Raw genomic sequence first — 16,841 nt, 5'->3', positions numbered from 1 at the left:
CCTCCTCCTCCTCCTCCTCCTCCTCCTCCTCCTCCTCCTCCTCCTCCTCCTCCTCCTCCGTTCCCATCTGCGGCGCGCGGATCAGCAGATCGACCAGCGCCCGGACGATGCCGGAGCGATAGCGGGCCGAGGGGAACACCGCGTGGATGCCGCCTTCGGGCAGGCTCCAATCGGGCAGCAGGTGGCGCAGCCGCCCAGCGCGGATGTCGGCCATCACCAGATAATCCGGAATCACCGCCACGCCCGCCCCGGCCAGCACGCAAGACCGCACCGCCGGGGTGGCGTTGACGGTGACGGCGGCGCTGGCCTCGATGGTGGCGCGGTCGCCGCTGGGGTGGCCGAAGGTCCAGCGCAGCGGCGTGCGCAAGGTGGATTGCGCGATCCAGGGCAGGGCGACCAGATCGCCGGGATGGCGCAACTCCAGCCCATCGACCAACGCCGGAACGCCGACCGGGATTTGCCGGAAGCCACCGATGCGCCGGGCCTGATGGCTGCTGTCGGTCAACCAGCCCACGCGGATCGCCAGATCGAGCTTTTCCGCCACCAAATCCAGGCTGCGGTCGGTCAGCACAAGATCGGCGTGGCAACCGGGGTAACGCTGGCACAGCGCCGCCGCCGCCGGGGCGAGGATGGCGGTTCCGTAATCGAACGGGGCCGTCACCCGCACCGTGCCGGTTGGCGTGTCGGTGGCTTCCGTCAGCCGGACGACCGCCTCCTCCGCCTGGGCGAGGATGGCGGTGCAGGCGCGGTGAAAGGCGGCCCCGGCCTCTGTCGGCGTCAGGCGGCGGGTGGTGCGGATCAGCAGGGTGGCCTGCACCTCCTGCTCCAGCCGGGCCACATGCTGGCTGACCACCGCCTTGGTCACGCCCAGCCGCTCCGCCGCCGCCGTGAAAGAGCCGGTGTCCACCACCGCCACGAAATGGGCGATGCGATTCAAATTCAAGCTGGGAGACATGGCCGGTCCGGCGCTGCGTGGTGATCTGAAATTGTATGGTTCCAGCAGACAGTTTGTCAAAAATTGGGTGTCTTATCCAAACGATCCGGTTGGGGCACAGTGCGGCCATCACGAACCACCCACCCTTCGATCCTCGGGGCGTTTGACCGGCCATGACCGCTTCCCTGCATTACCTGTTCGATCCGCTCTGCGGCTGGTGCTACGGCGCGGCTCCGGGCTTGCGCGCCCTGACCACCGCCGAGGGGCTGCCGCCGTTGACGCTGCACCCGACCGGCCTGTTCAGCGGGCGCGGGGCGCGGCCGATGGATCCGGCCTTCGCCGCTTACGCCTGGAGCAACGATCTGCGCATCGCCAAGCTCACCGGGCAGGTCTTCAGCGAGGCCTACCGCACCGGGCCGCTGGGCAACTCCGACCGTCCGTTCGACTCCACCCCGGCCACCCGCGCCCTGACCGCCGTTCACGCGATCGCGCCGCAACGGGAGGCCGAGGCGCTGGCCGCCATCCAGACCGCCCGTTTCGTCGATGGTCGCGACATCACCGACGCCGCTGTGTTGGCGTCCATCCTGGTCGGTCTCGGCCTGGACGCGGCGGCGGATTGTGCCGCCGATCCGACGCTGGACGCCCTGGTGGAGCGTCGCACCGTCGAAGGGCGGGCGTTGCTGGCCGAGGCGCGCGGCAACGGTGTGCCGACGCTGGCCCTGCGGACGCCCGAAGGGCTGGCTCAACTGCCCAGCGACGCGCTCTACCGCAACACCGACGCCCTGTTTGCCCCGCTGCGGCGCATCGCCGACGGCGTGCCGCTCTCCGCTCTGTAAGGATTTCGCACCATGACCGTTTCCTTGTCCCGCCGTCACCTGTTCGCTGTCACCGGGGCGGCGCTCGCGCTCGGCTCCATCGCCACCCTGCCGACGACGGCGCGCGCCGCCGGGCCGGTGACGTGGACCGTGCTGCCCGGCGCGGCCACCTCCTTCTTCAAGGCGTCGGTCCTGCTGACCGGGGCCACCGAAGCGGTGCTGATTGATGGAGCCTTCACCCGGTCGGAGGCCCGCGCCCAGGTCGCCGCCATCCAGGCCAGCGGCAAGCGCCTGACCACCGTGTTCGTCAGCCATGGCGATCCTGACTATTATTTCGGCCTGGAAGAGATCCGCGCCGCTTTCCCCGACGCCCGTGTCGTCGCCACCGCCAGCACCGTCGCCCACATTCAGAAGACGGTGGAGAAGAAGCGGGAGTTCTGGGGGCCGAAGATGGGGGCGGAGACCCCGACCAGCGTCGTACTGCCCACCGCGCTGACGACCCCGTTCCTGGAACTGGACGGCGAGCGGTTGGAGATCGTCACGCCGGACGCCGGGCTGCCCGACCGCGCCTTTGTCTGGGTCCCGTCGATCAAGGGCGTGTTCGGTGGCGTGCTGCTGTTCGCCGGTTTGCACGTCTGGACCGCCGACACCGCTCAACCGGAGCAGCGCCAGGCGTGGTTGCGGGCGCTGGACGCCATCGCCGCGCGCGGGCCGTCGGTGGTGGTCCCCGCCCACATGGCCGCCGGTTCCGCCACGGATGGGGCCGCCATCGCCCACACCCGCGCCTATCTGCGCGCCTTTGATGAGGAACTGGCCAAGGCCGCCGACGGCGCGGCGCTGATCGCCGCCATGAAGCGCCTCTACCCGGCCGCCGGGTTGGAGATCGGGTTGGAGATCGGCGCGAAGGTGGCCAAGGGCGAAATGCGCTGGGGCTGAGCGAAACGGGGTTGGGCGAATCGGGGCTGGGTTCGAAAAAATGCGGGGTGACTTGGCCCCGCACCTCCCGTAAGAGGGATCACACACCCCATCAAGCGGATGGCATTCCCGTGTCGCGTTCGTTTCTGATTGGCCTGCTTGCCACCGTGGCCGGTGGTCTGGCGGCCTGCACCTCCGATTACTCCCCCAACACCTACTCCAGCGCGGCGGTCCAGCAGGCCAACAAGGTCGAGCCGGGCGTCGTCGTCGGCTACCGCCAGATCTCGATCAGCGCCAACGGGACCGTCGGTGCCGTGACCGGTGGGGCGGCGGGTGGCATCCTGGGCGCGCAGGTGGGACCCGGCGGCTTCAACTCCGCCCTTGGAACCGTTGGCGGCAGCGCCATCGGGACCATTCTCGGCACCTCGCTGGAGCACATCGCCGGGGACACCACCGGGTGGGAATACATCGTCCGCAAGCCGAACGGTGAATTGCTGTCGCTGAGCCAGCGCGAACCGCAGCCGATTCCCATCGGGCAAAAGGTGTTGGTCATCACCGGCAGCCAAGCCCGCATCATCCCGGATCTCCAGTCGCTCGGCGATGGAACGGCCCCGGCGGAGAAGCCCGCCGACAAGCCGTCTGACAAACCCGCTGCCGACAAGCCGACCGCCGGGAAAACCGCCTCGCCATCGGTGACGACCAAGCTCCCGGTTGAGCAGACTCCGATGGCGGCCCCGCAGACCGACGCACCGCAGGCAGAGGCAAAGCATGAGGAGCCGAAGGTCATTCCCCCGGTGGATCCTCTGGTGACGGCCCCGGCCGCTGCGACCACCGCGTCCACCGCCGCGTCCACCGCCGCATCGCCGGTGGACGGGCCGGTGCGTCTGGCTCCGCTGCCGACCACCGCCGACACCGCGAAGACGGTTCAATAGGCGGATCGTTGGGGTGGGGAGCAAGGTGGCTTGTCCACCGGTCGGGTTCTGACGCACTGTGTTGCTGAACAGCGCGAACGACCCAACCGCCGAGGCCCCATGACCGTGTCCGCCCCATCCGCGTCCCCCGCCGCTCCCGCCATCGGGCTGGAGGAGCTTGACCGGTTGATCCGCGAGGGGGTTCCCCTGGTTGGCGGATTCGGCATCGTCATCGATCATCTGGCGGCGGGAACCATCCGCCTGCGTTTGCCTTACAAGGATGATTTCGTCCGCCCCGGCGGGACCGTGACCGGACCGGCGATGTTCGGTTTGGCCGACGTTGCTCTGTATGGCGCGGTGCTGAGCCTGATCGGCCGGGTCGAGCTGGCCGTCACCACCAGCATGACCATCAATTTTCTGCGCCGCCCGCCCCCGGTCGCCGTGATCGCCGAGGCGCGCATCCTGAAGCTGGGCAAACGCTTGGCTTATGGCGAGATTCTGATCTTTTCCGAGGGTGATCCGGCACCGGTCGCCCACGCCACCGGCACCTATTCGATTCCGCCGCACGACCCGGTGTCGATAGCGGTATCTGGATACCAATCATCCGGCGACCAGTGAAAAATTATTGTGAATCAATGGCCTTGAGCGTGCGGTATAATGATACCGCAAATGCAATACACTGATTTAAATGAATATTTTTTGTGTTGACACGGATGTCTCAAAACCGTAGAAACCACCCGCTTCGGCGCCTCCGGATTCGGCGGCCTGCCGATCCGTGTTAGACCCAACGAGTGTGGCGATGAAGACCTTCAATCTGAAGCCGACCGAAATCGAGAAGAAGTGGTACGTCGTTGACGCCGACGGCCTCGTTCTCGGGCGGCTTGCCAGCATCCTGGCGAACATCCTGCGCGGCAAGAACAAGCCGACCTACACCCCCCACATGGATTGCGGCGATCACATCGTCGTCATCAATGCGGAAAAGGTGAAGCTGACCGGCAACAAGCGCGACGCCGACATTTTCTATTGGCACACCGGTTATCCGGGCGGGATCAAGGGCCGTTCCAAGGGCCAGATCCTGGACGGCAAGTACCCGGAACGGGTCATTGAAAAGGCCGTTGAGCGCATGGTTCCGCGTGGTCCGCTGGGCCGCAAGCAGATGACGCACCTGAAGGTCTACAAGGGCGCCACCCATCCGCATGAGGCGCAGCAGCCCGTCGTCCTCGACGTCGGCTCGATGAACTCGAAGAACAAGCGGAGCGCGTAATCCAAATGGCTCAGGTTACCACCACCCTCTCCGGGCTGAAGGATCTGACGGGCGCTGCCACCGTCGTCGCCGAAGAACTGGCCGCGCCGAAGCTCGACGCCCAGGGCCGCGCTTACGCCACCGGCAAGCGCAAGGACGCCGTCGCCCGCGTGTGGATCAAGCCGGGTTCCGGCAAGGTCACGATCAACGGCCGCGACCAGAGCGTCTATTTCGCTCGTCCGGTGCTCCGCATGATGATCGAGCAGCCGTTCGGCCTGACCGATCGCAGCGCGCAGTTCGATGTGGTCGCCACCGTCGCCGGTGGCGGTCTGTCGGGCCAGGCCGGTGCCGTTCGTCACGGCATCTCCAAGGCGCTGACCTACTTCGAGCCGGGCCTGCGCTCGCCGCTGAAGGCCGCTGGCTTCCTGACGCGCGACTCGCGTACGGTCGAGCGTAAGAAGTACGGCCGCGCCAAGGCCCGCCGCAGCTTCCAGTTCTCGAAGCGTTAAGCCCTACACGGACCCGCGCCGTTACGGTACAAGCGAGGGGTGTCCCGCAGGGGGCACCCCTTTCTTTTTGTGTCGATTTTCTTTCCATCCGACCTTCCAGCAAAGGACATCGGTTCCATGGCCTCGACCAACACTTCCGGCGGCACGCCGATTCGTGTCGGCATCCTGGGCGCTTCCGGTTACACCGGCGCCGAACTGGTGCGCATGCTGCTGCGCCACCCGAACGTCACGATCGCCGCGCTGACCGCCGAACGACAGGCCGGAAAGCCGATTGCGGAGGTATTTCCGCATCTGGCGGGCTATGGCCTGCCCGATCTGGTGAAGATCGACGCGCTGGATTGGAACGCCCTGGATTTCATCTTCTGCGCCCTGCCGCACGGCACGACGCAGGAGGTCATCGCCGGGCTGCCCAGCCATTTGAAGGTCGTCGACCTGTCCGCCGATTTCCGCCTGACCGATCCGGCGGAATACGCCGTGTGGTACGGGCATGAGCATCGCGCCACCGATCTCCAGAAGGAGGTCGTCTATGGCCTGACGGAGTTCAACCGTGCGGCCGTCGCCACGGCGCGCGTCGTCGCCAACCCGGGATGTTACCCCACCTCGTCGCTGCTGCCGCTGCTGCCGCTGCTGTCGAAGGGGCTGATCGAATCGGACCGCATCGTCATCGACGCCAAGTCGGGCGTGTCGGGGGCGGGGCGCGACGCCAAGCAGGCCAACCTGTTTTGCGAGGTGTCGGAAGGATTCGCCGCCTATGGCGTCGGCCATCACCGCCACATGCCGGAAATCGAACAGGAGTTGCGCGGGGTGGCGGGCCGTCCGGTGACGGTGTCCTTCACGCCGCATCTGGTCCCGATGAATCGCGGCATGATGGCGACCATCTATGTCCGCATGACCGATGGCGTGACGGTTGATGACCTGCGCGCGGCGCTGGCGGCGCGCTACGCCGACGAGCCGTTCGTCGGAGTCACCCCCGCCGGGGTCAACCCGGCCACCCGCCACGTCCGCGCGTCCAACCACGCCCTGATCGGGGTGACGGCGGATCGCGCGCCGGGCTGCGCCATCCTGGTGTCGGTCATCGACAATCTGGTGAAGGGCGCGTCGGGTCAGGCGATTCAGAACATGAACGTCATGATGGGCTTTGGCGAGACCACCGGAATCGATCAGGCCCCGCTGTTCCCGTAAGGTGTTCCCGCAATCGGTGTGGTGACGGGGCGCGTCCGGCGGCAAACACTGTGTCGTTGGACGCGCACTGTTGCAAAGGGGCCGCAGGCGGCGACGCTTTGTTGGCAAACGGCGGATTCCGGTGGTGCCACCCGTCCTGTGGTGGTTCAATCCGCCCCGTCACGCAAGGGACAGGAACAGCTTTATGTCCGCGATCATTCGGGCCTTCAACGGCGTCCTTCCCACCATCCACCCGACCGCCTTCATCGCGGAAACGGCGGTGGTGATCGGAAAGGTCGAGATTGGGCCGGAAAGCGGCATCTGGTATGGCTGCACCGTGCGCGGAGATGTCAACGAGATCCGAATCGGCGCACGCACCAACATCCAGGACGGCACGGTCATCCATGTCGCCCAGGACGGGCAGGGCACCTACATCGGCGATGACATCACGGTCGGCCACATGGCGCTGCTGCACGCCTGCACGCTGGAGGACGGCTGTTTCATCGGGATGAAGGCCTGCATCATGGACGGCGCGTATGTCGAGTCGGGAGCCATGGTGGCGGCGGGAGCGCTTGTGACGCCCGGAAAGCGGGTGAAACAGGGGTTTTTGTGGGCTGGAAGCCCGGCAAAGCCGGTTCGTGAGCTTACCGAACGCGATCTCAGCTATTTTCCGGTATCTGCCCGCCGCTATGCGGATTTGGCGGAAACATATCGGAAAAGCTGATATGGAAGAGGAGCATAAGCCCAGCGAACGGGGCTGACGCGTCAAAGTCTGCTGTGCCGTTGACCGACGGTGCAATCTGTGGCTTGAAGACGTCTGCCTTGCTTGCGTAGGGTCTGATGCTTGCATTGAAAGGTTCATCCCCCGCAGGCACTCTGATGGGGAAGGGTTCTGGAAGGGAGTGAAGACATGAAGACTCTTGTTCGCGCTGGTCTGGCGATTGTGCCGGCCGCTGTTGTTGCTTTCGGTCTGGCGGCCGCCGCCAACGCCCAGGACGCGAGCCTGGTCGGTAAGGGCACCGTTTGGTGCAACCCGGTTCTCGGTTGGACTGGCCAGGTCAAGGAAGGCGTTGCCGCCATGACCTCGACCGGTGGTTATGTGATCCACCAGGGCAGTGTTCCCTGCGCTCCGGCCGCCGCCGCCCCGGCTGCTCCGGCCGCCGTGCAGAGCGAATATCTGGTGTTCTTCGACTTCAACAAGTCGGCGATCACCCCGGCCGCTGATCGCGTCATCGGCGACGCCGTTGCCGCGATCCTGAAGACCGGCACGGCCACCAAGATCCACGTTGTCGGTCACACCGACAGCTCGGGTTCGCCGGCCTACAACCAGAAGCTCTCGGTTGCTCGCGCCACCGCCGTGAAGAACGCGCTGATCGCCAAGGGCATCGTCGCCGCCAACATCACGACCGAAGGCAAGGGCGAAAGCCAGCTGCTCGTCCAGACGGGTCCGAACGTGCGCGAGCCGTCGAACCGTCGCGCGCAGATCCTGCCGAAGGTTGCGAAGTAATCAGGGACAGGGGACCGCTCCGGGGGTTTCGGAACGGTCCACCTCCTTTGTTTACAAAAAAAAGGGCCGTGCCGGTTTACCGGCGCGGCCCTTTTTTCGTGCGCGCGCATTGGATTCCAGACGCAAAAAGACCCCGGCCAGGACAACCCGGACCGGGGTTCAGGTCGGGAGCGGAACGACCTTACGCGTGGTCTTCGATGGGGGGTCCCGCCACCAGGGCCAGCGGAACCACGCCCGCCCACACCGGATGCGCCATATCCTCCGGGTCATCCTTCGGCGGGCCGGAACGGACCTTGGCCGACGCCTCGCTGATGGGGAAGGCGAGCACGGCGGTGGCCTTCATCTCCTGCGCGTTGGGTGCGCGGACCTTGGCGGCGCGGCCCGGTTCGATCTTTTCGACCAACGCGTCGAGCGCCGCGCGCTTCTCGGATTCGTCGTCGATCAGGCGTGGACGGCCGAACAGAACGACCGAGCGGTAATTCACCGAATGATGGAAGGCGGAGCGGGCCAGAACCCAACCGTCGATCAGGGACACGGTGATGCAGGCGTCGCCACCGCTTTGCAGGCGGCGGATCATCCGGCTGGACGACGCGCCGTGAATCAGCAGCTCGTTGCCGACCCGCCAGGGCACGGTCGGAATCACCACCGGCACCGGCCCGTCGGGGCTGTCCAGGTTGCCATCGACGAAACCGACATGGCAGACCGGGGCCTCGTCCAAAATGGCGTTGATGGTGGCGACGTCGTAGCAACCGCGATCCCCCACCCGCACGGTGCGGGTGCGGCGGGTTTGGGCGAGGGCGTCGGTGGTGCTGCTGTCGTCGTTTTGGGAATCGGGGGGAAGGCTCATGGCGATGCACGGGTCCAATGGTTGCGTTGACCCCGGTTTGCCGTCAAATTGGTCCAATCGAAAGGGCCATATTGGTGTTTTTGTAGGGTCCAATTTGACCTGACCCGCCCAGGGAGTCCCACGACATGGTGCGCCGCGCCCGCCCGGTTCTGTCCAGCCTTGGCCCGGTCACGCTCGACCGGACCGGCGTGGAGCCGCTGCACCGGCAACTGTACCGGGCCTTGCGGCAAGCGGTGATCGAGGGGCGCTTGCGGCCCGGCGAACGGCTTCCCCCCACCCGCGCTCTGGCGGATGAGTGGGGGCTGTCGCGCAACACCGTGGTCACGGCCTATGACACCCTGCTGGCCGAGGGCTACATCACCGGCAAGGTCGGGGCGGGCAGCTTCGTCGCCAGCGCCTTGCCCGACGCGCCGCCGCAGGGCGGGCCGGGGCGGGGCGATGCCCGGCGCGGTGTCGGGCTGTCGCGGCGCGGCGTGGCGTTGGCGGCGGTTGGCGGGGACATGCGCGACCCGTCGGGGCGGCCCTTTGCGCTGGGGACGCCGGACCTGAACGCCTTTCCGTTCGCGGTGTGGGCGCAACTGCTGGCGCGGAGCTGGCGGGTGGCGGGGCGCGGGCTGGCGGTCGATCCCGACCCGCTGGGACACCCCCCGTTGCGGGCGGCGATTGCGGGCTATCTGCGGGCGGTGCGGGCGGTGCGGTGCGAGGCCGATCAGGTGGTGATCGTGTCGGGCGCGCAACAGGGGCTGTCGCTGGTGGCGCAACTGCTGCTCGACCCCGGCGATTCGGTGTGGGTGGAAAATCCGGGCTGGCCGGGAAACCGCGCCGCGCTGTTGGGGGCGGGCGCGCGCCTGGTTCCGGTTCCGCTGGATCACGAGGGCATCGACGTGGAGGAGGGGGTGCGGCGCGGCGGCGACGCCCGGTTGGCGCTGGTCACGCCGTCGCATCAGTTTCCGTTGGGCGTCACCATGAGCCTGCGGCGGCGGCTGCAATTGCTGGATTGGGCGGCGGCGCGCGACGCCTGGATCGTCGAGGATGATTACGACAGCGAGTTCCGTTACGCCGGGCCGCCACTGGCCGCGCTCCAGGGGTTGGACGGGGCCGGGCGGGTGCTCTATGTCGGCAGCTTCAGCAAGGCGCTGTTTCCGGCGTTGCGCCTTGGTTATGTCGTGGTTCCGCCCGATCTGGTCGGGGCGGTGCGGGCCGCCCGCCGCCATTTCGACGGCGGGACCAGCATCGTGCCGCAGGCCGCGCTGCACCGTTTCATGGCCGACGGGCATTTCGCCGCCCATCTGCGGGCGATGCGGGCGCTCTACGCCGACAAGCGGGCGGGATTCCTGCGCACGCTCGACCGCTGCTTTGCCGGTTTGGGCCGGGCGGAGGCGGGAGAGGCCGGGTTGCACGCGCTGGTGCATTTGCCGGAGGACAGACCCGACCGAACCCTGTCGGCGCTCGCCAAGCGCGTCGGACTGACGGTTCCCGCCCTGTCCGATTACTACACGGCGTCCGAGCGACGCGCGGCGGGGGAGGAGCCGGTCGGCAACGGTCTCATGCTGGGCTTCGCGGCCCACGAGGCCGAAGCCTTGGACCGCGCCGCGCGCGAATTGGCCGATCTGGCGGCGGCGATGGCCTGACCCTGATGAGCTGGATCAGCCCGGCTCCGCCGCCCAGGCCGGGTAACGCAGGCTGAGGTGGTGGGGCTGGTCGGCCATGTCGAGCACCGGGCGCAGCACCGTCGGGTCGGCGCGCATCGCGTCCTCCCCAGCCATATGGACGATGCCCAGGCGGCGGTTCGGCAGGTAATATTCGACCAGTTCTCGGCGGTCCGGGTCGAAGCGCCAGGGACCAATGTAGTTGCACCATTCGGGCAACAGCTCCACCGGCAGCCCATCCAGATAGATGGCTCCGGCCATGGCGAGCTGGTCGGAGGTGAACAGCCGCCCCTTTTTCAGCACCCGGACCTGCCAGCGCTGGAACGCCGCCCAATGCGGGGCGTCGGATTTCAGGGCGTAGGCACCGGCGTTGAGCGTCGGCCGGGTGGCGAGCGCCCGGCTTTCCGAGGTGCTGAGACCGGCGCGGGTGGCGTTCTTGAACAGGATGGAGCGGACCCGCGCGAAGCGGCCCAGCAGCCAATCCAGCCGCAATTCGGTTTCGGAAAAGCGCCCGAACTGGGCGACGATGGCAAAGCGATTCAGCGCGGCACCGCGCCGCAGCAGTTCCACCGCCTCCCAATCCTGCACCCAGGCGTCGGCGTCGATCCAAATCACCGTGTCATAGCCGGGGAAATAGGTCGGCAAATGCAGCTTGGCGAGGTTGGCCTTCAGATGGATGCGGTTGCGCAGCCGATGGGCCGGGATCTCCACCGGCCAGGGCGGCGTCACGACGGTCAGCCCTTGGCCGGTGAACTCCTGCTTCTGCTCGTCGGTCAGACCGGCGTCGATGACGCCGATCGGGCAATCCGCCGCCGGTTTCAGCGCGCGCAGCGAGGCGACCAATTCGCGGATCAGCGGGCAATAGCGGGAATCACCCCCGGTGACGATGATGAAGGAGCCAAGAGGGGCCATGATCCGCGCGGTGCCGTTCCTGTGTCGGTTGGGGCCGCAGCCTGAGCGGGACGCCGGGGCAAGTCAAGCGATCAACAGCCTGGAAACCGGGGTGGTGAAAGAGGGCCGCCGGTCGAGTGCGGGGCGCGACTGGACAAGCGGGGCGGGGGCGGGCATCGTCGGGGCCTTGGAACAACGGATCAATGGGTTGGCGCGATGATCGGGCGGATGATGCGGGCGGTTCTGGTGGGGATGCTGATGCTGGCGGCCTTGCCCGCCGCCGCGCTGGAAAGCTTTCAAAAATCGACGCTGACCGTGGAAACCGCCAGCGGCGGCAAATTCAAGTTCGAGGTTGAGTTGGCCTTGACCATGGCCCAGCAGGCGCAAGGGCTGATGTTCCGCGAAACGATGGCCGCCGACGCCGGGATGCTGTTCGTCTATGACCGCGTGCAACCGGCCAGCTTCTGGATGAAAAACACGCTGATCCCGCTGGACATGCTGTTCATCGGGGCCGATGGCCGCATCGTCAACATCCACGAACGCGCGGTTCCGCAATCGCTGGCGTCGGTCAATTCCGCCGGTCCGGTCAAGGCGATCCTGGAGTTGAACGGCGGCATGAGCGCCCGGCTGGGCATCCGCCCCGGCGACCGGGTGGCGCATCCGGCCATCACGGCACCGTGAGGACGCTTGTTGCGGCGTCATCGCACCCCACTTCATCCAGCGTCGGGTCGCGAACCCGACGTGTCGGCGTGGCGTTTCGGGTGAGGGCATGAGCGGGCGGCGGCTGATTCTGTGGGCCGGGGCGTTGGTTCTGGCGGGCGGGGCGGCGGGATACGCCGCCTGGGGCCGGGCGGACGCGCCGCCGCTCTACCGTTTGGCCCGTGTCGAGCAAGGCCCGATCACCAGCGCCATCACCGCCACCGGAACCATGAGCGCGCTGGTGACGGTGGAGGTCAGTTCCCAACTCTCCGGCCAGATCGCGGAGCTGAACGCCGATTTCAACAGCCGCGTGTCCAAGGGGCAGGTTCTGGCCCGGCTGAACGGCGACCAGCTTGACGCCCGGCTGGCCCAAGCCGCCGCCGATCTGGAGGCCGCCCGCGCCACCCTGACCCAGCAGCAGGCCCAACAGGACAAGGCCCGCGCCGACGTGGCCAACGCCAAGGCCAATCTGACCAACGCCGAAGCGCAACTGGTGCGCGCCGATCTGGCCCTGCGCGACGCCGAACGCGATCTGATCCGGCGGCAGGATTTGCGCGGGCGCGGCGTGGTCGCCGTCGCCGATCTGGAAAAGGCGGAAACCGCCGCCCGCAGCGCCCAGGCCCAGCGTTTGGCCGCCTTGGCGCAGAAACAGCAGGCCGAGGCCGGGGTGGCCTCCGCCGAGGCGTCGTTGGCGGTCGGGGCGGCGCAGGTCGGCGTGGCCCGCGCCCAGGTGGCCCAGCGCGAAGCCGCCCTGCAACTGGTCCGGGTGGACGCCAACCGCTCCGTCATCCGCTCGCCCATCGACGGGGTGGTGGTGAACCGGGCGGTGAACAGCGGGCAGACGGTGGCGGCCAGCCTGTCGGCCCCGACGCTGTTCACCATCGCCCAGGATCTGCGCCACATGGAGGTGCTGGCCAACATCGACGAGGCCGACATCGGCCGGGTGCGCGAGGGCATGCCGGTGCGCTTCACGGTCAACGCCTTTCCCGGCGAACCCTTTGTCGGCGCGGTGGCGCAGGTGCGTCTCGCCCCGAAGGAGGACCAGAACGTCGTCACCTACATCGTCGTCATCACCGTCGACAATCCCGACATGCGGCTGTTGCCCGGCATGACCGCCAATTTGCGGATCACGGTGGACGAACGGACCTCCGTCCTGAAAATCCCCAACGCCGCCCTGCGTTTCCGCCCCCCGGGGGTGGAGGCACCGGGCGAGGCACCCGCCGTGCCGTCTGGCGGCGGTGGGGAGGGCGGACGGGCGGCCCAAGCGTTGGAGGCCAGCGCCCGCCGGGTGGCCGATGGGTTGAAGCTGGACGAGGCGCGCCGCCGCGACATCGCCGCGCTGACCGCCCACGCGCGCGACCGTTTTTTGGCGCTCGACGCCGAAGGCGGCGACCCGGAGCGCCGCCGCGTGGCCGCCGCCGCCATCCGCCGCGACACGCTGGACCGCATCGCCGCTCTGCTCGATCCCGATCAACGCCCGCGATTCGATGGGTTGGTGGAACCGCGCCCGGCGGCGGACACCGCCCGCACCGTGTGGATTTCCGCCCCCGGCGCGGCGGGTGGCCCGCCGGTCCCGGTGCCGGTCCGGCTGGGCATCGGCGATGGCAGCAGCACCGAGCTGATCGCCGGGGATCTGAAGCCAGGGCAGGAGGTGATCGTCGGCATCGTGCCGCCCGACCGCGACGCCAGACGGGGGCCGCGCCTTGGCTTCTGAGCGGGAAACAACGCTGCCCGACGAGGCCCCGGAGGTGATCGCCGTGGAGCGGCTGGCCCGTTCCTACCGAATGGGGTCGCATGTGGTTCACGCCCTGCACGGGGTGACGGCCTGCGTCCGGCGGGGGGAGTTCGTGGCGGTGATGGGGCCGTCGGGATCCGGCAAATCCACCTTCATGAATCTGCTGGGCTGCCTGGACCGGGCCGACGGCGGATCCTACCGCCTGGATGGGGTTGAGGTCGGCGGCTTGTCGTCGGACCAACTGGCGGCGGTGCGCAACCGCAAGATCGGATTCGTCTTCCAATCCTTCAACCTGCTGCCGCGCCAGACCGCCCAGGCCAACGTCGAATTGCCGATGATCTACGCCGGGCACCGGCGGGCGGTTCGGGCGGAGCGCGCCGTCGCGGCGCTGGCCGCCGTCGGGCTGGATCACCGCGCCCACCACCGCCCGACGCAACTGTCCGGCGGCCAGCAACAGCGCGTCGCCATCGCCCGCGCGCTGGTCAACGACCCGATGATCCTGTTGGCCGACGAGCCGACCGGCGCGCTCGACAGCGCCACCAGCCTGGAGATCATGGCCCTGTTCCAGCGCCTCAACCGCCAGGGCATCACCATCGTGCTGGTCACGCACGAACCGGAGGTGGCGCGCTACGCCGGACGGCTGCTGACCTTCCGCGATGGCCATCTGGTGGGCGACCGTCGCCAGACGCCCGAGGACGCGGCGGCCGATGCCACCGCCGCCGGGGCGGCGCTGGACGAGGTGCTGGCGTGACCGCGCTCGACGCGCTCCGCTCGGCGCTGGAGTCGCTGCGCTCCAGCCCGCTGCGCAGCGCCCTGACCATGTTGGGGATCGTCATCGGCGTGGCGGCGGTCATCGCCATGGTCGCCGTTGGCGCGGGCGCGCGCGATCAGGTGTTGCGGCAGATCGCCAGCCTGGGATCGAACCTCCTGCTGGTCGGGCAGGGCAGCGTCGTGCGCGCCGGGGTGAAGCTGGGGGCCGGGACCGCCTCCACCCTGATCGAAGACGACGCGACGGCGATCATGACCGAGATTCCCGGCGTGCGCGTGGCGGCCCCGTCGGTGCGCTGGGGCTTGCAGGTGGTGGCGGGAAACCAGAATTGGGGAACGGCCCTGTTCGGCCTGACCCCCGACTATCTGGACGCGCGGGAATGGACCATCGTCCAGGGCCGTGGCTTTTCCGACGACGATGTGACCCAGGCCAACAAGGTGGTGATTCTGGGCCAAACCGTGGTGCGCAACCTGTTCGGTGGTGGTGATCCGGTGGGGGAGACGGTGCGCGTGTTCTCCACCCCGCTGACCGTCATCGGCGTGCTGGGCGAAAAGGGCCAGAACACCCAAGGCCAGGATCAGGACGACGTGATCTTCGTGCCGATCTCCACCGCCAAGCGCAACATCCCCGGTATGGCGAAATCCAACCCGCGTTTCGTCCACACCATCGTCGCCAAGCTCGACGACGGCGTCGATCAGGCCGAGGCGATGCGGCAGATTCGGGACCTGCTGCGCCAGCGCCACCGGCTGGCCCCCGGCCAGGACGATGATTTCTGGATGCGCAACCTGTCCGACGTGTCGGCGACCCGCGATGAATCCTCCCGCGCGCTGTCCTTCCTGCTGGCGGCGGTGGCGGCGGTGTCGCTGCTGGTCGGCGGTATCGGCATCATGAACATCATGCTGGTGTCGGTGACGGAGCGGACGCGGGAAATCGGTTTGCGGCTGGCGATTGGCGCGCGCCGACGCGACATTCTGGTGCAGTTCCTCATCGAATCGACCGCGCTGTCCCTGATCGGCGCGGCCATCGGCGTGCTGACCGGGGTGGCGACGGCGGCGCTGGTCGCCCATCTGGCGGGGTGGCCGACGCTGATCCAACCGAACTCCATCCTGTTGGCGGTGGTGGTCAGCGGGTTGGTCGGGGTGTTTTTCGGCCTGTACCCGGCCCGCCGCGCCGCCCGGCTCAACCCGATTGACGCGCTGCGTCACGAATAGCCGACAGGCTGTCGTCCAGAGCGGCATCGGCGGCAATCGTCAGGATGCGGGCCGGGCTGCGGGCCAGCCGCACCGCCAGCCGCGCCACCCACGCCACCGACACAGGCACGGCCAGCACCGCCGGACGCCGCTCCGCCACGCAGCGCGCCAGGGCAAAGGCGGAGGTGGCGGCCCAGCGGTTGCAGAGATCGATCTGACCGATCGCCGGATCCAGACCGGCCCGCAGCGATCCGCCGCCCATCGGGGCGACCAGATCGACCGGATGACCAAGATCGGCCAGGGCGTGGGCCAACGCCACCAGCGCGCGGCGGTCGGGCCGGTCGGTCAGATCGGCGGTGAACAGGGCGATTCGCGGCAGGGGGAGGGACACAGCGGGAGGATCCAAAATCGTTGGTGAAGCGGAACAGTGGGCGCGCGGGAAGGCCGTTGCCCGAGGCGTGCGTGGCACGGCGCACGGAAAAATCGTCTCATCGGTCCGAAATCCGACACCAAATTGTGCGTCGGCTTCTTGCCGTCGGCCCGACGTTCGTGTATCTCACAACGCGGCGACGGGGTGTAGCGCAGTCTGGTAGCGCGCCAGTTTTGGGTACTGGAGGTCTCCGGTTCGAATCCGGGCTCCCCGACCATCGCCGCAGCGACGATCTTGGAGAGGACATCGAGCCATGAACGTGCGGATCTATCAGCCGACCAAGACCGCCATGCAGTCCGGTCGTGCCAAGACGCACCGCTGGCAGCTCGATTGCGACATCGAGACGCCGCGCCGCCCGGAACCGCTGATGGGCTGGACCAGCTCCGGCGACACGCTGAACCAAATCCGCCTGACCTTCGAAACGAAGGAAGAGGCCATCGCCTTTGCCGAGCGCAAGGGTTGGGATTACGTGGTGTCGAACGAGCCGGTGCGCCGCGTCCGCCCGCGCAACTACCCGGACAATTTCCGCCTCGACCGCCCGCGCTTCTGACCGACCGATGGGGTCCGCCGTGGGTCCGCTTTTTCCCACGGCGCGCCGAACCCATCCCCTATTTTGACCCACCCGTTTCCGCAAGC

The 16,841-nt window shown here is 68.0% G+C and carries 20 protein-coding genes and 1 tRNA gene; 17 read left to right on the top strand and 4 right to left on the bottom strand.

Annotation, left to right across the window (positions count from 1 at the left end; translation table 11 throughout):
* Nucleotides 1-955, bottom strand: a 955-nt coding sequence (locus EJ903_RS03835; protein WP_148105274.1) for a LysR family transcriptional regulator, incomplete at its 3' end; no start/stop codon positions are given.
* Between the two features lie 152 nt (nt 956-1,107).
* Between EJ903_RS03835 and EJ903_RS03830 the strand changes: the two genes are divergently transcribed.
* The 9 genes from EJ903_RS03830 (at nt 1,108) to EJ903_RS03790 (ending at nt 7,995) form a co-directional block, all read left to right on the top strand.
* Entirely contained in the window at nt 1,108-1,770 is a 663-nt protein-coding gene (locus EJ903_RS03830) for a DsbA family protein (protein ID WP_126612284.1), read from the top strand.
* A 12-nt stretch (nt 1,771-1,782) separates the two neighbouring features.
* Complete coding sequence (locus EJ903_RS03825) at nt 1,783-2,685, top strand: MBL fold metallo-hydrolase (RefSeq protein ID WP_126612282.1); 903 nt, start codon at nt 1,783-1,785, stop codon at nt 2,683-2,685.
* A 110-nt stretch (nt 2,686-2,795) separates the two neighbouring features.
* Complete coding sequence (locus tag EJ903_RS27565) at nt 2,796-3,596, top strand: outer membrane lipoprotein (RefSeq protein WP_246015164.1); 801 nt, start codon at nt 2,796-2,798, stop codon at nt 3,594-3,596.
* Between the two features lie 99 nt (nt 3,597-3,695).
* Nucleotides 3,696-4,193: a PaaI family thioesterase gene (locus tag EJ903_RS03815; protein ID WP_126612280.1), complete on the top strand. Its 498-nt coding sequence runs from the start codon at nt 3,696-3,698 to the stop codon at nt 4,191-4,193.
* Nucleotides 4,194-4,374: 181 nt separating this feature from the next.
* Entirely contained in the window at nt 4,375-4,839 is a 465-nt protein-coding gene (rplM, locus tag EJ903_RS03810; RefSeq protein WP_126612278.1) for a 50S ribosomal protein L13, read from the top strand.
* 5 nt (nt 4,840-4,844) lie between these two features.
* Entirely contained in the window at nt 4,845-5,327 is a 483-nt protein-coding gene (gene rpsI, locus EJ903_RS03805) for a 30S ribosomal protein S9 (protein ID WP_126612276.1), read from the top strand.
* Nucleotides 5,328-5,444: 117 nt separating this feature from the next.
* Entirely contained in the window at nt 5,445-6,509 is a 1,065-nt protein-coding gene (gene argC, locus EJ903_RS03800; RefSeq protein ID WP_126612275.1) for an N-acetyl-gamma-glutamyl-phosphate reductase, read from the top strand.
* A gap of 184 nt (nt 6,510-6,693) precedes the next feature.
* Nucleotides 6,694-7,212: a gamma carbonic anhydrase family protein gene (locus EJ903_RS03795; RefSeq protein ID WP_126612557.1), complete on the top strand. Its 519-nt coding sequence runs from the start codon at nt 6,694-6,696 to the stop codon at nt 7,210-7,212.
* A 186-nt stretch (nt 7,213-7,398) separates the two neighbouring features.
* Nucleotides 7,399-7,995 (top strand): OmpA family protein, encoded by a 597-nt coding sequence (locus EJ903_RS03790; protein WP_126612274.1) that lies wholly within the window; start codon nt 7,399-7,401, stop codon nt 7,993-7,995.
* A gap of 181 nt (nt 7,996-8,176) precedes the next feature.
* Here EJ903_RS03790 and EJ903_RS03785 read toward each other — a convergent pair whose 3' ends face one another.
* Nucleotides 8,177-8,842 (bottom strand): pyridoxamine 5'-phosphate oxidase family protein, encoded by a 666-nt coding sequence (locus tag EJ903_RS03785; protein ID WP_126612273.1) that lies wholly within the window; start codon nt 8,840-8,842, stop codon nt 8,177-8,179.
* 125 nt (nt 8,843-8,967) lie between these two features.
* On the opposite strand from EJ903_RS03785, the gene pdxR reads away from it, so the two are divergent.
* Complete coding sequence (pdxR, locus tag EJ903_RS03780) at nt 8,968-10,473, top strand: MocR-like pyridoxine biosynthesis transcription factor PdxR (RefSeq protein ID WP_126612272.1); 1,506 nt, start codon at nt 8,968-8,970, stop codon at nt 10,471-10,473.
* Nucleotides 10,474-10,488: 15 nt separating this feature from the next.
* Here the strand turns inward: pdxR and EJ903_RS03775 are convergent, their stop codons facing one another.
* Nucleotides 10,489-11,403 (bottom strand): glycosyltransferase, encoded by a 915-nt coding sequence (locus EJ903_RS03775; RefSeq protein WP_126612270.1) that lies wholly within the window; start codon nt 11,401-11,403, stop codon nt 10,489-10,491.
* On the opposite strand from EJ903_RS03775, the gene EJ903_RS03770 reads away from it, so the two are divergent.
* The 5 genes from EJ903_RS03770 (at nt 11,402) to EJ903_RS03750 (ending at nt 15,796) form a co-directional block, all read left to right on the top strand.
* The gene (locus EJ903_RS03770; RefSeq protein ID WP_126612268.1) at nt 11,402-11,602 is read left to right on the top strand and encodes a hypothetical protein; all 201 of its coding nucleotides are present in this window, start codon (nt 11,402-11,404) and stop codon (nt 11,600-11,602) included. The genes EJ903_RS03775 and EJ903_RS03770 overlap by 2 nt on opposite strands.
* Nucleotides 11,599-12,063 carry a DUF192 domain-containing protein gene (locus EJ903_RS03765; protein WP_126612266.1) on the top strand — a complete coding sequence of 155 codons (465 nt, stop codon included), beginning with the start codon at nt 11,599-11,601 and terminating at the stop codon, nt 12,061-12,063. Before EJ903_RS03770 ends, EJ903_RS03765 begins: the two co-directional genes overlap by 4 nt.
* Nucleotides 12,064-12,151: 88 nt before the next feature.
* Entirely contained in the window at nt 12,152-13,795 is a 1,644-nt protein-coding gene (locus EJ903_RS03760; protein ID WP_126612264.1) for an efflux RND transporter periplasmic adaptor subunit, read from the top strand.
* Nucleotides 13,785-14,567, top strand: coding sequence for an ABC transporter ATP-binding protein (locus tag EJ903_RS03755; protein WP_281274741.1), 783 nt, complete (start codon nt 13,785-13,787; stop codon nt 14,565-14,567). The genes EJ903_RS03760 and EJ903_RS03755 overlap by 11 nt, the downstream gene beginning before the upstream one ends.
* A complete protein-coding gene (locus tag EJ903_RS03750; RefSeq protein WP_126612261.1) occupies nt 14,564-15,796 on the top strand; it encodes an ABC transporter permease in 1,233 nt (410 codons plus the stop codon). Before EJ903_RS03755 ends, EJ903_RS03750 begins: the two co-directional genes overlap by 4 nt.
* On the opposite strand, the gene EJ903_RS03745 is transcribed toward EJ903_RS03750, so the two are convergent.
* On the bottom strand, nt 15,765-16,166 hold the full coding sequence (locus EJ903_RS03745) for a hypothetical protein (RefSeq protein ID WP_246015162.1): 402 nt from the start codon (nt 16,164-16,166) through the stop codon (nt 15,765-15,767). The two genes, EJ903_RS03750 and EJ903_RS03745, sit on opposite strands and share 32 nt — an antisense overlap.
* A gap of 179 nt (nt 16,167-16,345) precedes the next feature.
* On the opposite strand from EJ903_RS03745, the gene EJ903_RS03740 reads away from it, so the two are divergent.
* Together EJ903_RS03740 and EJ903_RS03735 are read left to right on the top strand one after the other, a co-directional pair.
* A tRNA-Pro gene (locus tag EJ903_RS03740) sits at nt 16,346-16,422 on the top strand.
* A 36-nt stretch (nt 16,423-16,458) separates the two neighbouring features.
* Nucleotides 16,459-16,755 carry an ETC complex I subunit gene (locus EJ903_RS03735; RefSeq protein WP_126612257.1) on the top strand — a complete coding sequence of 99 codons (297 nt, stop codon included), beginning with the start codon at nt 16,459-16,461 and terminating at the stop codon, nt 16,753-16,755.
* The last annotated feature ends 86 nt before the right edge of the window (nt 16,756-16,841 follow it).

It is taken from the genome of Azospirillum griseum, from assembly GCF_003966125.1.
Taxonomy (GTDB): Bacteria; Pseudomonadota; Alphaproteobacteria; order Azospirillales; family Azospirillaceae; genus Azospirillum; species Azospirillum griseum.
This window is presented reverse-complemented; position numbering and strand designations above follow the sequence as displayed.

What these genes read in the sequence shown, in the direction of transcription:
- rplM (WP_126612278.1), top strand. Translation starts at nt 4,375, where the DNA reads ATGAAGACCTTCAATCTGAAGCCGACCGAAATCGAGAAGAAGTGGTAC.
- pdxR (WP_126612272.1), top strand. Translation starts at nt 8,968, where the DNA reads ATGGTGCGCCGCGCCCGCCCGGTTCTGTCCAGCCTTGGCCCGGTCACG.
- EJ903_RS03770 (WP_126612268.1), top strand. Translation starts at nt 11,402, where the DNA reads ATGATCCGCGCGGTGCCGTTCCTGTGTCGGTTGGGGCCGCAGCCTGAG.
- EJ903_RS03735 (WP_126612257.1), top strand. Translation starts at nt 16,459, where the DNA reads ATGAACGTGCGGATCTATCAGCCGACCAAGACCGCCATGCAGTCCGGT.
- EJ903_RS03815 (WP_126612280.1), top strand. Translation starts at nt 3,696, where the DNA reads ATGACCGTGTCCGCCCCATCCGCGTCCCCCGCCGCTCCCGCCATCGGG.
- EJ903_RS03765 (WP_126612266.1), top strand. Translation starts at nt 11,599, where the DNA reads ATGATCGGGCGGATGATGCGGGCGGTTCTGGTGGGGATGCTGATGCTG.
- EJ903_RS03775 (WP_126612270.1), bottom strand. Translation starts at nt 11,403, where the DNA reads ATGGCCCCTCTTGGCTCCTTCATCATCGTCACCGGGGGTGATTCCCGC.
- EJ903_RS03830 (WP_126612284.1), top strand. Translation starts at nt 1,108, where the DNA reads ATGACCGCTTCCCTGCATTACCTGTTCGATCCGCTCTGCGGCTGGTGC.
- EJ903_RS03825 (WP_126612282.1), top strand. Translation starts at nt 1,783, where the DNA reads ATGACCGTTTCCTTGTCCCGCCGTCACCTGTTCGCTGTCACCGGGGCG.
- EJ903_RS03760 (WP_126612264.1), top strand. Translation starts at nt 12,152, where the DNA reads ATGAGCGGGCGGCGGCTGATTCTGTGGGCCGGGGCGTTGGTTCTGGCG.
- EJ903_RS03785 (WP_126612273.1), bottom strand. Translation starts at nt 8,842, where the DNA reads ATGAGCCTTCCCCCCGATTCCCAAAACGACGACAGCAGCACCACCGAC.
- EJ903_RS03790 (WP_126612274.1), top strand. Translation starts at nt 7,399, where the DNA reads ATGAAGACTCTTGTTCGCGCTGGTCTGGCGATTGTGCCGGCCGCTGTT.
- argC (WP_126612275.1), top strand. Translation starts at nt 5,445, where the DNA reads ATGGCCTCGACCAACACTTCCGGCGGCACGCCGATTCGTGTCGGCATC.
- rpsI (WP_126612276.1), top strand. Translation starts at nt 4,845, where the DNA reads ATGGCTCAGGTTACCACCACCCTCTCCGGGCTGAAGGATCTGACGGGC.
- EJ903_RS03795 (WP_126612557.1), top strand. Translation starts at nt 6,694, where the DNA reads ATGTCCGCGATCATTCGGGCCTTCAACGGCGTCCTTCCCACCATCCAC.